The organism is Enterobacter sp. SST3 (assembly GCF_000286655.1).
GTDB classification, from domain to species: domain Bacteria; phylum Pseudomonadota; class Gammaproteobacteria; order Enterobacterales; family Enterobacteriaceae; genus Enterobacter; species Enterobacter roggenkampii.
Genome location: NZ_ALNS01000012.1, coordinates 154373 through 168696, shown reverse-complemented (window position 1 = coordinate 168696; position 14324 = coordinate 154373). Strand labels below are relative to the sequence as shown.

General features: G+C 54.8%; 14 protein-coding genes and 1 pseudogene. 9 read left to right on the top strand and 6 right to left on the bottom strand.

From position 1 onward, the window contains the following. Positions 1-53: 53 nt before the first annotated feature. Positions 54-878: an ammonia-dependent NAD(+) synthetase gene (nadE, locus tag B498_RS14435; RefSeq protein WP_008500678.1), complete on the bottom strand. Its 825-nt coding sequence runs from the start codon at positions 876-878 to the stop codon at positions 54-56. A gap of 221 nt (positions 879-1099) precedes the next feature. Here nadE and osmE point away from each other — a divergent pair, with 221 nt between their 5' ends. From osmE to chbG, 7 genes are all read left to right on the top strand, one after another. After that, positions 1100-1441: an osmotically-inducible lipoprotein OsmE gene (gene osmE, locus B498_RS14440; protein ID WP_008500677.1), complete on the top strand. Its 342-nt coding sequence runs from the start codon at positions 1100-1102 to the stop codon at positions 1439-1441. A gap of 284 nt (positions 1442-1725) precedes the next feature. After that, the gene (chbB, locus tag B498_RS14445; RefSeq protein WP_008500676.1) at positions 1726-2043 is read left to right on the top strand and encodes a PTS N,N'-diacetylchitobiose transporter subunit IIB; all 318 of its coding nucleotides are present in this window, start codon (positions 1726-1728) and stop codon (positions 2041-2043) included. Positions 2044-2122: 79 nt separating this feature from the next. Then, positions 2123-3481: a PTS N,N'-diacetylchitobiose transporter subunit IIC gene (gene chbC, locus B498_RS14450; RefSeq protein WP_008500675.1), complete on the top strand. Its 1359-nt coding sequence runs from the start codon at positions 2123-2125 to the stop codon at positions 3479-3481. A gap of 46 nt (positions 3482-3527) precedes the next feature. After that, entirely contained in the window at positions 3528-3875 is a 348-nt protein-coding gene (chbA, locus tag B498_RS14455) for a PTS N,N'-diacetylchitobiose transporter subunit IIA (RefSeq protein ID WP_008500674.1), read from the top strand. A gap of 29 nt (positions 3876-3904) precedes the next feature. Beyond that, positions 3905-4723 carry a transcriptional regulator ChbR gene (gene chbR / locus B498_RS14460; RefSeq protein WP_008500673.1) on the top strand — a complete coding sequence of 273 codons (819 nt, stop codon included), beginning with the start codon at positions 3905-3907 and terminating at the stop codon, positions 4721-4723. Between the two features lie 109 nt (positions 4724-4832). Further along, a complete protein-coding gene (locus B498_RS14465) occupies positions 4833-6188 on the top strand; it encodes a 6-phospho-beta-glucosidase (protein ID WP_008500672.1) in 1356 nt (451 codons plus the stop codon). Between the two features lie 11 nt (positions 6189-6199). After that, positions 6200-6949 carry a chitin disaccharide deacetylase gene (gene chbG, locus B498_RS14470; RefSeq protein ID WP_008500671.1) on the top strand — a complete coding sequence of 250 codons (750 nt, stop codon included), beginning with the start codon at positions 6200-6202 and terminating at the stop codon, positions 6947-6949. Positions 6950-7043: 94 nt separating this feature from the next. Here the strand turns inward: chbG and katE are convergent. Beyond that, a pseudogene (katE, locus tag B498_RS0121325) lies at positions 7044-9294 on the bottom strand (catalase HPII). Positions 9295-9461: 167 nt separating this feature from the next. Here katE and cedA point away from each other — a divergent pair. Further along, positions 9462-9737, top strand: a complete 276-nt coding sequence (gene cedA / locus B498_RS14475) for a cell division activator CedA (protein WP_191091794.1) — start codon at positions 9462-9464, stop codon at positions 9735-9737. Between the two features lie 48 nt (positions 9738-9785). Here cedA and tcyP read toward each other — a convergent pair whose 3' ends face one another. The 3 genes from tcyP to hxpB form a co-directional block, all read right to left on the bottom strand. After that, positions 9786-11177, bottom strand: a complete 1392-nt coding sequence (tcyP, locus tag B498_RS14480) for a cystine/sulfocysteine:cation symporter (RefSeq protein WP_008500667.1) — start codon at positions 11175-11177, stop codon at positions 9786-9788. 127 nt (positions 11178-11304) lie between these two features. Continuing rightward, positions 11305-11895 (bottom strand): metal-dependent hydrolase, encoded by a 591-nt coding sequence (locus tag B498_RS14485; protein ID WP_014883483.1) that lies wholly within the window; start codon positions 11893-11895, stop codon positions 11305-11307. A gap of 101 nt (positions 11896-11996) precedes the next feature. Next, positions 11997-12668 carry a hexitol phosphatase HxpB gene (gene hxpB, locus B498_RS14490; RefSeq protein WP_008500664.1) on the bottom strand — a complete coding sequence of 224 codons (672 nt, stop codon included), beginning with the start codon at positions 12666-12668 and terminating at the stop codon, positions 11997-11999. A 148-nt stretch (positions 12669-12816) separates the two neighbouring features. Between hxpB and B498_RS14495 the strand changes: the two genes are divergently transcribed. Beyond that, positions 12817-13353 (top strand): YniB family protein, encoded by a 537-nt coding sequence (locus B498_RS14495; RefSeq protein WP_008500663.1) that lies wholly within the window; start codon positions 12817-12819, stop codon positions 13351-13353. Between the two features lie 36 nt (positions 13354-13389). Here B498_RS14495 and B498_RS14500 read toward each other — a convergent pair whose 3' ends face one another. After that, positions 13390-14250 carry a fructosamine kinase family protein gene (locus B498_RS14500; protein WP_008500662.1) on the bottom strand — a complete coding sequence of 287 codons (861 nt, stop codon included), beginning with the start codon at positions 14248-14250 and terminating at the stop codon, positions 13390-13392. Positions 14251-14324: the final 74 nt, after the last annotated feature.

Below are 14324 nucleotides of genomic sequence, written 5' to 3'. Positions count from 1 at the left end.
CGGGTAGCGGCGACGCCTTACCCGGCCTACAAAACGGGGTTACCGTTTTGCGTTTATTTCCAGAAGTCGTCAAACACCGTAATTGGCGTGTGGCGCTTGTGCTCGGTTTTCAGATACCAGCCTTCGATGATCTTCGCGGTGCCTTCATCCAGCTTTTTGCCTTCCAGATAATCATCAATGTTGTCGTAGGTGACGCCAAGGGCCGCTTCATCCGGCAGGGAAGGGCGATCGTCTTCAAGGTCCGCTGTCGGCGCTTTCTTATACAGATGCTCAGGACAGCCCAGCGCGGCAAGCAGCTGCTTACCCTGACGCTTGTTCAGGCGGAAGATCGGGTTGATGTCGGTGCCGCCGTCGCCGTACTTGGTGAAGAAACCGGTGATCGCTTCTGCCGCATGGTCGGTGCCGACCACGACGCCTTTGGTCATCCCGGCAATGCTGTACTGCGCTTTCATGCGCTCGCGGGCTTTCTCGTTGCCGCGAACAAAATCGCTTAACTCAATGCCCGCTTCGCGAAGCGCCTGCTCGCTTGCCAGCACGGAGCCTTTAATATTGACGGTCAGCACGCGGTCAGGCTGAATGAAGGCGATTGCATCCTGGCAATCCTGCTCGTCCGCCTGTACGCCATATGGAAGACGCACGGCGATAAATTGCAGGGTTTCATCTCCCGTCTCCTCGCGCAGCTCTGAAATTGCCATCTGGCAGAGCTTACCGGTCAGCGTTGAATCCTGGCCGCCGCTGATGCCTAGCACCAGAGATTTCAGGAAAGAGTTCTTCTTTAAATACGCTTTTAAAAAATCCACGCTGCGGCGGATCTCTTCATTTGCATCTACCGCAGGCTTCGCGCCCAGCGCCTGGATAATCTCTTGTTGCAGAGTCATCACGCTCTCCATAAACAGAATGTGTTAACTGTTAAAACTAACCCTTTGGACGTAAAACGACAAGGATCACAGTTTCGAGTGCGCTAATTTACGCCGTTTTAGCAGGTTATCGTTGTTTTATTAGAATTTTCCGAAATTCGTCTGGCGTAACGCACAAAGTTGAACAATAGTACTTTTTATCCCATGCTTAGATAACACGCTGATAAACAAGAGGACGGAATATGAACAAGAACGTAGCAGGAATTCTTAGCGCAGCGGCGGTACTGACTATGCTGGCAGGGTGTACGGCTTACGATCGCACCAAGGATCAGTTTACGCAGCCCGTAGTAAAAGATGTCAAAAAAGGGATGACCCGTTCGCAGGTCGCTGCGATTGCCGGTAAACCTTCTTCCGAAGTTACCATGATTCATGCGAAAGGGACCTGCCAGACCTACATCCTGGGTCAACGTGATGGTAAGGCAGAAACCTACTTTGTCGCCCTGGATGATACCGGTCATGTGATCAACTCCGGCTATCAGACCTGTGCTGAATACGATACTGACCCGCAGGCACCTAAGGCGTAGTCACCCTGCTTGCCTGAGGATGTTAACAAACCGGCCCCGGGGCCGGTTTTTTTATGCATCAGAAAATCTTATTTCTTTTCGCGAATTATTTGCCCGAAATGTGAGGGTAGTCAACAAGCCAGGTCAATGAGAGACAATTTGAGTCTGTTCAGAATTATCCCCTGTCTGTACCATTGCGTATACTCACTCCAACGATAAACAACAGTACGCAAACTACCTGTCTGCCGGGACAGCGAGTCGAGTGAGAACGCGACGGCAGGTAGTCATACAAGAGGGAAATTACGATGGAAAAGAAACATATCTACCTGTTCTGCTCAGCGGGCATGTCAACCTCGCTTCTGGTGTCAAAGATGCGTGCGCAGGCTGAAAAGTATGAAGTCCCTGTGGTGATCGAAGCGTTCCCGGAAACGCTGGCGGGCGAAAAAGGTCAGACAGCCGATGTTGTTTTACTGGGACCGCAAATTGCCTATATGTTGCCCGAAATTCAACGACTGTTACCCAATAAACCGGTCGAAGTGATCGACTCGGGGCTGTACGGCAAGATTGATGGTTTAGGTGTTCTTAAAGCTGCTGTGGCAGCGATTAAAAAAGCTGCTAATTAATTTTTATTTTTCCCGTCAAAGAGTTATTTCACACACAATACGCCGTAACATGCGTTACGGCATTTAAGGGTATTTTCCTATGAGTAAAGTCATCGCTTCACTTGAAAAGGTACTCCTTCCTTTTGCTGTTAAAATAGGAAAGCAGCCTCACGTTAATGCCATCAAAAACGGCTTTATTAAATTAATGCCGTTGACGCTGGCCGGGGCCATGTTCGTTTTAATTAACAACGTTTTTCTGAGCTTTGGTGAAGGTTCCTTCTTTTATTCATTAGGAATTCGGTTAGACGCTTCCACAATTGAAACCCTTAATGGTTTTAAAGCCATCGGCGGCAACGTCTATAACGGTACGTTGGGGATTATGTCGCTGATGGCGCCTTTCTTTATTGGGATGGCGCTGGCAGAAGAGCGTAAGGTGGACCCACTGGCTGCCGGGTTATTATCCGTCGCCGCCTTTATGACAGTGACCCCGTACAGCGTCGGTGAAGCCTATGCTGTGGGCGCCAACTGGTTGGGTGGGGCTAACATCATCTCCGGTATTGTTATCGGCCTGGTGGTGGCAGAGATGTTCACCTTTATTATCCGTCGCAACTGGGTGATCCGCCTGCCGGATAGCGTACCGGCCTCCGTTTCCCGTTCATTTTCCGCGTTGATTCCAGGCTTCATTATTCTCTCTATTATGGGGATTATCGCCTGGGCGCTCTCTCACTGGGGCACGAACTTCCACCAGATCATCATGGACTCTATCTCTACGCCGCTGGCGTCTATGGGTGGCGTGGTCGGTTGGGCGTACGTGATTTTCACCTCTCTGCTGTGGTTCTTTGGCGTGCATGGTTCACTGGCACTGGCCGCGCTGGACAGCGGAATTATGACCCCGTGGGCACTGGAAAACGTTGCACTGTATCAGCAGTACGGCTCCGTTGACGCGGCGCTGGCAGCGGGTAAAACTTTCCATGTGTGGGCGAAGCCGATGCTTGACTCCTATATCTTCCTGGGCGGTACCGGGGCAACCTTGGGTCTGATCATCGCGGTCTTTATTGTCTCTCGTCGCGCAGACTACCGTCAGGTCGCGAAGCTGGCGCTGCCATCAGGCATCTTCCAGATTAACGAACCGATTCTGTTCGGTCTGCCAATCATCATGAACCCGGTCATGTTCATTCCGTTCATCCTGGTTCAGCCGCTGCTGGCCGCTATCACCCTGACGGCGTATTACATGGGCATCATTCCACCGGTCACCAACATTGCACCGTGGACCATGCCAGCGGGTCTGGGCGCCTTCTTCAACACCAACGGCAGCGTCGCAGCCTTCCTGCTGGCGATATTTAACCTCGGGATTGCCACCCTGCTGTACATGCCGTTCGTAGCGATTGCGAACAAAGCCGCCACCATCATTGATGAAGAAGAGAGCGAAGAGGATATCGCCCTCTCACTGAAATTCTAAGATTGACGGCGCGGGGAAACCCGCGCCAGCCACAAGGAGCTTAAAGATGTTAGATTTGGATAATATTGTCGCAGACGACGCCGTCGAGAACGATCTCGAAGAAGTGGTGATGGGGCTTATCATCAACTCCGGGCAGGCCCGCAGCCTGGCCTACGCCGCGCTGAAGCAGGCCAAGCAGGGGGATTTCGCCGCGGCGAAAACCATGATGGAACAGTCCCGCACGGCGCTGAACGAAGCGCACCTGGTGCAGACAAAGCTGATTGAAAGCGATCAGGGCGAAGGGAAGATGAAGGTCAGCCTGGTGCTGGTCCACGCGCAGGATCACCTGATGACCTCGATGCTGGCACGCGAGCTGGTGGCGGAGCTCATTGAGCTTCACGAGAAGATGCAGTAAGTCAGACTGAGTAGCAGGAGGTCAGCACGATGGAAATTAAAACCGCACTTGAACAGCAGCTGTTTAATGGCAAAAATTTTCACGTGGTTATCTACAACAAAACGGAGAGCGCCAGCGGTCTGCATCAGCATGACTACTACGAGTTCACGATTGTTCTGACCGGCCGCTACTACCAGGAGATCAACGGTAAGCGCGTTCTGCTTGAACGAGGGGATTTTGTCTTCCTGCCGATGGGATCTTATCACCAGAGCTTTTACGAATTTGGTGCCACCCGTATTCTGAATGTGGGCGTCAGCAGACGTTTCTTCGAGAAGCACTATCTGCCGCTGGTGCCGTTCTGCTTTGTGGCCTCCCAGGTTTATCGCGTCAAAAACGAGTTCATGACCTGGATTGAAACGGTTATCGCCTCGCTTAACTTCCGCGACAATGAATTTGATGAGTTTATTGAAACGGTGACCTTCTACGTGATGAACCGGCTGCGCCATCATCGTGAAGAGCAGCAGGTGACGGATGATATTCCGCAATGGCTGCGCAGCACCGTTGAGCTGATGCACGATAAAAGCCAGTTCAGCGAAAATGCGCTGGAAAATATGGTCTCCCTGTCGGGCAAATCCCAGGAATATCTGACCCGCGCGACGCAGCGTTATTACCGTAAAACGCCCGTGCAAATTATTAATGAAATCCGCATTAATTTTGCTAAAAAACAGCTGGAAATTACCAACTATTCTGTCACCGATATTGCATACGAGTCAGGATACAGCAGCCCCAGCCTGTTTATTAAAACCTTTAAGAAACTGACGTCATTCACACCGAACAGTTACCGGAAAAATTTGACGGTAATTAATTAACTGTCGGCGGATTACCCGCCACGAATATTGCTTTAATGGCTTGCCCAAATAGCGGGAAGAGCACGCTATACCTTGCAGGCGATTAACCTGATACGCTAAGGGAGATATTATGCAGAAGAAATTAAAAGTCGTAACCATTGGTGGCGGCAGCAGCTATACCCCGGAATTACTCGAAGGTTTCCTGAAACGTTATCATGAATTACCGGTCAGCGAATTATGGCTGGTAGACGTTGAGGAAGGTCAGGAGAAGCTGAATATTATTTTCGACCTGTGCAAGCGCATGGTGGAAAAAGCGGGCGTGCCTCTGACCGTGCATAAAACCCTCTATCGTCGTCTGGCGCTGAAAGATGCGGATTTCGTCACCACCCAGCTGCGCGTCGGCCAGCTGAAAGCGCGTGAGCTGGACGAGCGTATTCCCCTGAGCCACGGGTATCTGGGGCAGGAGACCAACGGCGCGGGCGGCCTGTTTAAAGGCCTGCGCACCATCCCGGTCATTTTCGACATCGTCAAAGACGTGCAGGAGATCTGCCCGAACGCGTGGGTCATTAACTTCACCAACCCGGCCGGTATGGTGACCGAGGCGGTCTATCGTCATACGAATTTCAAACGCTTTATCGGCGTCTGTAATATTCCGATCGGCATGAAGATGTTCATCCGCGACGTGCTGGCGCTGACCGACAACGACGATCTCTCCATCGATCTGTTCGGCCTGAACCACATGGTGTTTATTAAAGATGTCATCGTGAACGGGGAATCGCGCTTTGCCGAGCTCCTCGACGGCGTAGCCTCCGGTCGTCTGACGGCGGCATCGGTGAAAAACATCTTTGACCTGCCGTTCAGCGAAGGGCTGATCCGCTCGTTGAATCTGCTGCCTTGCTCGTACCTGCTTTACTACTTCAAGCAGAAAGAGATGCTGGCCATTGAAATGGGCGAGTATTATAAGGGCGGCGCGCGTGCGCAGATCGTTCAGAAGGTCGAAAAGCAGCTGTTCGATTTGTATAAAGACCCGAACCTGAACGTCAAACCGAAAGAGCTGGAGCAGCGCGGCGGGGCCTACTACTCCGATGCGGCGTGTGAAGTGATCAACGCCATCTACAACGACAAGCAGGCTGAGCACTATGTTAACGTCCCGCATCACGGCCATGTCGACAATATTCCGGCTGACTGGGCCGTCGAAATGACCTGCATCCTGGGGCGCGAGGGGGCTAAACCGCATCCCCGTATCACCCACTTCGATGACAAGGTCATGGGGCTGATTCATACCATCAAAGGCTTTGAAGTGGCAGCAAGCAACGCGGCGCTGAGCGGGGAACTCAATGACGTGCTGCTGGCCCTGAACCTCAGCCCGCTGGTGCATTCTGACCGCGACGCGGAGCAGCTGGCCAGCGAGATGATCCTGGCGCATGAAAAGTGGTTGCCGAACTTTGCCGCCACGATCGAGAAGCTGAAGTTCAAACAGCAATAAGAGGACGCACAATGGAAAACCTGCTGATCGTTAATGCTGATGATTTTGGCCTCTCGAAAGGCCAGAACTACGGCATTATTGAAGCCTGTCGCCGGGGGGTTGTGACCTCTACAACGGCGCTGGTTAACGCTGAGGCGGTTGAACACGCGGCGCAGCTGAGCCGCGAGGTGCCAGAGCTGGGCGTCGGCATGCATTTTGTGCTGACGCTCGGGATGCCGCTTTCGCCAATGCCGGGCCTGACGCGCGACGGCCAGCTGGGTAAATGGATTTGGGAACGGGCGGAGCAGGGTGCTCTGCCGCTCGAAGAGATTGCCCGCGAGCTGGAGTGCCAGTTCAACCGCTTCGTTGATGTGTTTGGTCAGGCGCCGACGCACATCGACAGCCATCACCACGTGCATATGATCCCGGCAATTTTCCCTGTTGTCGCCGGGTTTGCGCAGCGCAAAGGCGTGGCGATGCGCGTGGATCGCGAGGTGCACGGATTGCCGGACTGCGCTGTTACGTCCACTGAGGGGTTCAGCAGCGGGTTTTACGGAGAAGAGATCAGCGAAGCGCTGTTCCTGAAGGTGCTGGATGATTCCGCTGCCCGCGGTGAAACCTCGGTGGAAGTGATGGCGCATCCTGCCTTTGTCGATAACACCGTGCGTAAAAGTGCCTACTGCTGGCCGCGGCTGGCGGAGCTGGACGTGCTGACGTCGGCCTCGCTGAAATACGCGATTGCCGAGCGCGGGTATCGGTTGGGGACGTTCAGGGAGCTGTAAGAGTTGCCGGGTGGCGGCTTCGCCTTACCCGGCCTACGAACGACCTGCTAACTCTTGTAGGCCCGGTAAGGCGAAGCCGCCACCGGGCTTTTTTTTACGCCGGAATCTGATCGACCTTGCTGCTTCGCGACCAGACGCGGTGCGCGGCGAGCAAATCAAACAGCTTCGTCATGAAGGCATCGTCAACGTTATCGCCCTCGACAATGCCGTCCTCACCCTGATCGGCCACCTTCAGCTGCGCTTTAAACTGTCGCGCGTCGCCGGACAGCGCGATCGGTTTCAGGTGCTTATAGGCTTCCAGCAGATAATAGACGGCGTCGCCGTTGGTCAGCAGACTGGCAAGATCTCCGCCTGGCACAATCACCGCATCGACGGTGAGCGATGGCGCACCGGCAAAGGTCGCCGCGACCGGCAGCACAGAACCATCGTCGGCCGTCACTTCACCCATGCGGGAATTGAGCAGTTTGGCATGCACGCCCTGGGTTTTTAGCGCCTGCATGATCCCCAGCACGTCGCTGGCGCGGGTTTTGTCGTTCAGCAGAATGGCAACCACGCGGCCTTTAATCGAGCCGCCCGGCAACGCATACAGGCTCAGCGACGGATCTTTCTTCACGCCGTTAACCTCTTTCGGCGGAGCGAGGTTACGCTGCTCGTCGGTCAGCGTAATGCCCAGGTTGTCCGCGACGCTCTGGGCAAGCTGAACATCAATATGCGCCAGCTGATCGACCACGCGCTCGCGGATGTAGGTGCGCACCACTTTACTCAGCTCAAAGCTGAAGCCGCCGATGATGTGCTGTTGCTCAATTCGGCGTCTGGCTGTTCCAGAACAGGCGAGGGTGGGCGTAATACTCGCCGAACGAGGGGCTGCGTTCGCGAATTTTATTGCCATCGATACGCTCCTGATAGGATTCAAATCCACCGCGTTTCGGTCCGGGAGGCGTTTCACGCGGCCAGTTATCGTTGATGGAGTTCGGCTCATAGTTCGCCGGGTTGGTATCAATATCCTGACGGTGCATCCCGTCGCGCTGGAAGTTGTGGTACGGGCAGGTTGGGCGGTTGATCGGTATCTCGTGGAAGTTCGGCCCGCCAAGACGGCTGATCTGCGTATCGGTATAGGAGAACAGGCGTCCCTGCAGGAGCGGATCGTTGGTGAAGTCCAGCCCCGGCACGATATGCCCCGGGTGGAACGCGGCCTGCTCGTTTTCGGCAAAGAAGTTATCCGGGTTGCGGTTGAGCACCATTTTACCCACCAGCTGCACCGGTACCAGCTCTTCCGGGATCAGCTTCGTCGGGTCCAGAAGGTCGAAATCGAACTTAAATTCGTCCTCTTCCGGGATGAGCTGCAGGCCCAGCTCGTATTCCGGGAAGTCGCCCGCTTCAATGGATTCCCAGAGCTCGCGGCGATGGAAGTCCGGATCGCGCCCGGTCAGCTTCTGCGCCTCGTCCCACACCAGCGAGGCTTTACCCGCCACCGGCTTCCAGTGGAAACGGACAAACGTGGCTTTCCCCTCGGCGTTGATCATCCGGAAGGTATGGATGCCAAACCCCTCCATGGTGCGGTAGCTGCGGGGGATCCCGCGGTCTGACATCGCCCACATCACGTTGTGTAAGGTTTCAGGCTGCAGGGAGACATAGTCCCAGAAGGTGTCGTGCGCACTTTGTCCCTGCGGTATGGCCCAGTGGGGCTCCGGTTTTACCGCATGGACAAAGTCAGGAAATTTATGCGCGTCCTGAATGAAAAACACCGGCGTGTTATTGCCGACCAGATCGAAAATACCTTCTTCGGTATAAAACTTGGTGGCAAAGCCGCGGATATCCCGGACGGTGTCTGCCGAACCTGCGCCGCCCTGCACGGTGGAGAAACGCACAAATACCGGGGTAATTTTATCCGGGTCGGAGAGGAAGTCCGCTTTGGTGATCGCCTTCAGGCTCTTGTAGGGCTGAAAATAGCCATGCGCAGCGGAACCGCGTGCGTGGACGATGCGTTCCGGTATCCGCTCGTGGTCAAAATGGGTGATTTTTTCCCGAAGAATGAAGTCTTCCAGCAGGGTTGGCCCGCGCGAGCCTGCGCGAAGGGAGTTCTGATCGTCAGCGATGCGCACGCCCTGATTGGTGGTGAGCGCAAAACCTTCGCCGCCTTTACGGTGTGGCTCAAGCGACTTCAGCTTCTCGTTTCCCGTATCCGGGGATTTCATGCTTCCCGGTGCGGTAGGCTGTTCGCCTGGTGCGGAAGGGCCCGGGGAGGGGCGGTGAGAGCCGTCTGCAGGGGCGAGAGAGTCCATGCCCGGTTGAGATTCTTCAGTGCCATGAATCGGTGATTGATGTGTTTTATCTTTGTTCGACATTGCACGCTTCTCCTTTATCCATTGCTAAAAACCCTATTAAGGATAGAACAATGTCGTGAGATGGCTCGCGAACTAAGAGTTTTCACAGGCCATCATTAACGAAAGGAGCCATCTCACCCACTCGGAGCGCGACGGAAGGCAGCAGGATCGGCTATCATAGAATTTTCCTGCTTCAAGAATTTGCTTTAGTGAATCCGTCGCTTATGAAACCTCTTCGTCAACAAAACCGCCAGGTTATTAGCTATGTGCCCCGCGTTGAGCCCGCGCCGCCAGACCATGCCCTGAAAGTGGAGGGTTTTCGCGATGTGTGGCAGTTACGGGGGAAATACGTGGCCTTTGTGCTGATCGGCGAACATTTCCGTCGCTCTCCCACCTTTACGGTGCCGGAGTCCGCACAGCGGTGGGCGATGCAGATCCGCCAGGATGAAGAGGTTGAAGAATAACAGCCATAAAAAAACCGCCTGTTGGCGGTTTTTTTATATCTACAGCGATTAACGATGCGCCAGTTCGGCGTCGTCTTCACTTTCCAGAATCGCTTTGTCGGTCTGCTTCAGCCACTGGCTGGTCAGCGTACCGGCGGTCATGGAGCCGCTGACGTTCAGCGCGGTACGGCCCATGTCGATCAGCGGCTCAACGGAGATCAGCAGCGCGACAAGCGTCACAGGCAGACCCAGCGCAGGCAGCACAATCAGCGCGGCGAAGGTTGCACCGCCGCCAACGCCCGCAACGCCTGCGGAGCTTACGGTAACAATCCCGACCAGCGTGGCGATCCAGACCGGATCCAGCGGGTTGATGCCGACTGTAGGAGCAACCATTACCGCCAGCATCGCCGGGTACAGACCCGCACAGCCGTTCTGACCAATGGTGGCACCAAAGGAGGCAGAGAAGCTGGCGATGGATTCAGGCACGCCCAGACGACGAGTCTGTGCTTCAACGTTCAGCGGAATAGACGCGGCGCTGGAACGGCTGGTGAAGGCAAAGGTCAGTACCGGCCAGACCTTACGGAAGTATTTCAGCGGGCTGACGCCGTTCACGCCCAGCAGGATGCCGTGCACCACGAACATAATGCCAAGGCCCAGGTAAGAGGCGACAACGAAGCTGCCCAGCTTAATGATGTCCTGCAGGTTAGAGCCGGCAACCACTTTGGTCATCAGCGCCAGCACGCCGTAAGGGGTGAGCTGCATGACCAGACGAACCAGCTTCATCACCCAGCTTTGCAGGGTATCAATCGCGGTCAGCACGCGTTCGCCTTTTGGCGCATCGTCTTTCAGCAGCTTCAGCGCCGCCACGCCCAGGAACGCGGCGAAAATAACCACGCTGATGATGGAGGTTGGGCTCGCACCGGTCAGGTCAGCAAACGGGTTCTTAGGAATGAAGGAGAGCACCATCTGCGGCACGGTCAGGTCAGCCACTTTACCGACGTAGTTGGTCTGAATCGCAGTCAGACGTGCCGTTTCAGCGGTCCCCTGAACCAGACCTTCTGCGGTCAGGCCAAACAGGTTAGTGACCAGCACACCCACCAGCGCGGCAATCAGCGTGGTGAACAGTAGCGTACCAATGGTCAGGAAACTGATTTTTCCCAACTGGGTCGCGTTATGCAGGCGGGCAACGGCGCTCAGAATAGAGGCGAACACCAGCGGCATAACGATCATCTGCAGCAGCTGAACATAGCCGTTACCGACAATGTTGAACCACTGAATGGAATCTTTCAGTACTGGATTATCGGAGCCATAAATAGCCTGTAATGCCAGACCAAATACGACACCCATGGCCAGACCAACCAGCACCTTTTTCGCCAGGCTCCACTGTTTATGGCGCGCCTGCGCGAGAAGCAATAGCAATACAACGAACACAACGACGTTCGCGATGAGTGGAAAATTCATCCCCGTTCTCCTGATTTATTATCGGATCGGTTTTTACCGATCCTGTTGGCGGAAGGTTAGCAGAAGTGTGATGTCGCGCTTATATCCAAATGGAATGGGTTATGACAAATGGGATAGTTTTGTTGGTTTACTGTTCAATCTGGTGATGAATAAAGCGATTGAACTGAAATTGTAGCGAATTAATCATCTGGGAAGACCAGCGGACTGCACTGTTTTCGGGCAACGTTTGCGGCATCCAGACGGCGTAAGCAAACAGCGCCATGCACAAGACGCGCTCAAGCTGGTTCCCTTTCTGCGGTGCCAGGATAGGAAAACGGAAGCGCCAGCGGCAGGGCCACAGCAGCGGTACGCCCGCGGGCGTCAGCATATCGGCCAGAATATGGCTCAGATAGCCCAGCACCATCCCCTGGATGGCATCGGCGGGGACGATCCAGCTTTCGGGCACTTTTAAATAGAAAAGCGTCAGCAGGCCAAACACGGCCAGCAGGCTGTGCGTAAACCCCCGGTGGCCGAACGCGCGGGCGATGGGTTTTGACACCCACTTCAGGCGCTGACCGAGGAAGGACTTGGGATGGTCAATATCGGGCAGCAGACAGGTCAAAACGGCGGAAGGGACGATATGCCACCAGTCCCCCTGTGCCAGCACGGGGGTGAGTTCAGCGTTTTTGGCAAATACTGCGCACGCGATAGAAAAAAGCAGGTGGCCTTCCGCCGTCATGATAAAACCCATAAAACTGTCAATTCATACAGTATAGGGTTTTTATACAGTAGGCGGAAGAGGTGACGGTGTAACTGTTTGTCACAAACTGCAGGAGGGTCTTAACCGCCCCGCAGGTGATGCGCCGTGAGTTCTGCCAGTGAAATCAGCTTCACATCGGCAAGGGCAAACCGGGGATCGTGGCGGCCTTCTTCCGCAGGCACCACAATGGAGCGCATCCGCGCGGCTTTAGACGCTATCATGCCGTTAACGGAATCTTCCAGCGCAACGCAGTTGAGGGGATCCACGCCGAGCTTAGCGGCACAGTCGAGATAGACCTGCGGGTGCGGCTTGCTGTAAGGCAATTTCTCAGTGGACGCCAGCGCGTCGAAACTGTCGCGCAGTTCAAACATGATGAGCACTTTTTCCAGCATATGCAGCGGTGACGCCGAGGCCAGGCCGACCTTGAGCCCCTGGGCTTTACACAGCGCGACGGCCTCACGTACGCCGGGCAGCAGCGGCTTGCTCTCTTCTACCAGCGAAATGGCGCGGCTGATAATGCGCGCGGTCACTTCATCACGACCCGGTCCAGCCCACGGCTGTTGGGCAAACCACAGGTCAACCACCATATCGATGCGCAGGCCCAGCGTATCGGGAAGTTCATTACGGCGGCTGATGTCCACGCCCAGGCTGGCCATGACCTCCAGTTCGGCGCGATCCCACAACGGTTCGGAATCGATCAGTAATCCATCCATGTCAAAAATTGCGGCAAGAATTTGGCGCGGTGTCGACATCACAACGTCTCCTTATCCAGGGTGTTCGACAGACGATAAGTGCTAAGCACACTCTGCAATTTAGCATATTGCTTTTAAAGAGCGGGCGAAATTGATGGCCAGCAGGTAGACTTAGGCACAAATAACGCGTCTTTATGAAGAGGAACTGATGACGTATCAACAAGCTGGACGCATTGCGGTCTTAAAACGTATTGCTGGCTGGGTGATTTTTATTCCTGCCGTCATTTCTACGCTGATTTCTGTACTCAAATTTATGTACGATCACAGCGAAAAACAGCCGGGTATCAATGCGGTTATGCTTGATTTTGCGCATGTGATGATTGAGATGATGCGTTTTAATACGCCATTCTTGAATGTCTTCTGGTTTAACTCACCGACCCCGGATTTTCAGCATCAGCTGAATATCGGCTTTTGGGTGATCTACGCCCTGATCTTTGTTGCGCTGGCGCTGCAGGCCTCTGGCGCGCGAATGAGCCGTCAGACGCGCTTCTTACGCGAGGGCGTCGAGGACCAGCTCATTCTGGAGCAGGCCAAAGGCCCGGAAGGTATGAGCCGGGAGCAGATTGAATCCCGCATTGTTGTGCCGCGCCACACCATTTTCCTGCAAATCTTCCCGCTCTATATCCTTCCCGTGATTATCATTGTGGCAGGATACTTCTTCTTCTCACTGCTCGGTTTTCTGTAACCGATACGGGTGGCGGCAAAGCCACCCGTTCGCGTCTCAGGCGGCAAGCATGCGCTCAAGCGCCCGCTGGGCGTTAACCAGGTGTTCCCCACCAAAAAGTATGGCGCGGTTCATCAGCGTATAAAGCTGATACACCGGTTGACGATCGAGGAAGCCGGGCGGCAGGGGGGAAACCGACTGATACCCGTCGTATATCTGCGGCGGTTGTTCTGGGTGCAGCGGCAGCATGGCAAGATCGCACTCACGGTCGCCCCAGTAGCAGGCCGGGTCGAAGATATAGGGGCCGTTGGGCCCCAGCGCGCAGTTATCGGACCACAAATCACCGTGGAGCAGAGACGCCTGAGGCTGGTGGGAGGCCAGACGCTGCTGCACGTGTTCGACGATGGCATCAATATTGCCAAATTCCAGGCCTTTCTCGGCGGCAAGCTCTAACTGCCAGCCAATGCGCTGCTCGGCAAAAAACGTCGACCAGCGGCGCTGCCAGGCATTGGGCTGTGGCGTGGTGGAGAGATCGTTGTCAAAATCAAGGCCAAACTGCGGCTGGTCGCTCCACTGATGGAGGCGCGCTAGCTGCTGGCCAAGAATGAAAGCGTTATGGGCATCCAGCGGACGGGCGGGGAGATATTCCATGACCAGAAAACTGTAATCGCGGTCGCTACCGACGGCCAGAACCTGCGGGACCGTCACCGTTTTACTGCGCGACAACAGCTCCAGCTGATCGGCTTCGGCGGTAAATATCGGAAGCAGCTCGCGTTCATCGCATTTTACGAAGAGATCGCGCCCTGCGTAGCGTAAATGCCACGCGGCGTGGATCTCTCCGCCTGGCAGTTCGTTACGCAGTTCAATTTCACCTTCACCCAGCTGCTCACTTAAAAGATGACTGATAGCCTGCCACATGTTGACTCTCCCATGTTGTCTGCCAGATCATAAAGTTAGCGCATTATTGCGGTAAAAAAATACGAACTAACGCA

Excerpts from the sequence above, each read along its gene's own strand:
- nadE (WP_008500678.1), bottom strand. The coding sequence starts at position 878 with ATGACTCTGCAACAAGAGATTATCCAGGCGCTGGGCGCGAAGCCTGCG.
- osmE (WP_008500677.1), top strand. The coding sequence starts at position 1,100 with ATGAACAAGAACGTAGCAGGAATTCTTAGCGCAGCGGCGGTACTGACT.
- chbB (WP_008500676.1), top strand. The coding sequence starts at position 1,726 with ATGGAAAAGAAACATATCTACCTGTTCTGCTCAGCGGGCATGTCAACC.
- chbC (WP_008500675.1), top strand. The coding sequence starts at position 2,123 with ATGAGTAAAGTCATCGCTTCACTTGAAAAGGTACTCCTTCCTTTTGCT.
- chbA (WP_008500674.1), top strand. The coding sequence starts at position 3,528 with ATGTTAGATTTGGATAATATTGTCGCAGACGACGCCGTCGAGAACGAT.
- chbR (WP_008500673.1), top strand. The coding sequence starts at position 3,905 with ATGGAAATTAAAACCGCACTTGAACAGCAGCTGTTTAATGGCAAAAAT.
- B498_RS14465 (WP_008500672.1), top strand. The coding sequence starts at position 4,833 with ATGCAGAAGAAATTAAAAGTCGTAACCATTGGTGGCGGCAGCAGCTAT.
- chbG (WP_008500671.1), top strand. The coding sequence starts at position 6,200 with ATGGAAAACCTGCTGATCGTTAATGCTGATGATTTTGGCCTCTCGAAA.
- tcyP (WP_008500667.1), bottom strand. The coding sequence starts at position 11,177 with ATGAATTTTCCACTCATCGCGAACGTCGTTGTGTTCGTTGTATTGCTA.
- B498_RS14485 (WP_014883483.1), bottom strand. The coding sequence starts at position 11,895 with ATGACGGCGGAAGGCCACCTGCTTTTTTCTATCGCGTGCGCAGTATTT.
- hxpB (WP_008500664.1), bottom strand. The coding sequence starts at position 12,668 with ATGTCGACACCGCGCCAAATTCTTGCCGCAATTTTTGACATGGATGGA.
- B498_RS14495 (WP_008500663.1), top strand. The coding sequence starts at position 12,817 with ATGACGTATCAACAAGCTGGACGCATTGCGGTCTTAAAACGTATTGCT.
- B498_RS14500 (WP_008500662.1), bottom strand. The coding sequence starts at position 14,250 with ATGTGGCAGGCTATCAGTCATCTTTTAAGTGAGCAGCTGGGTGAAGGT.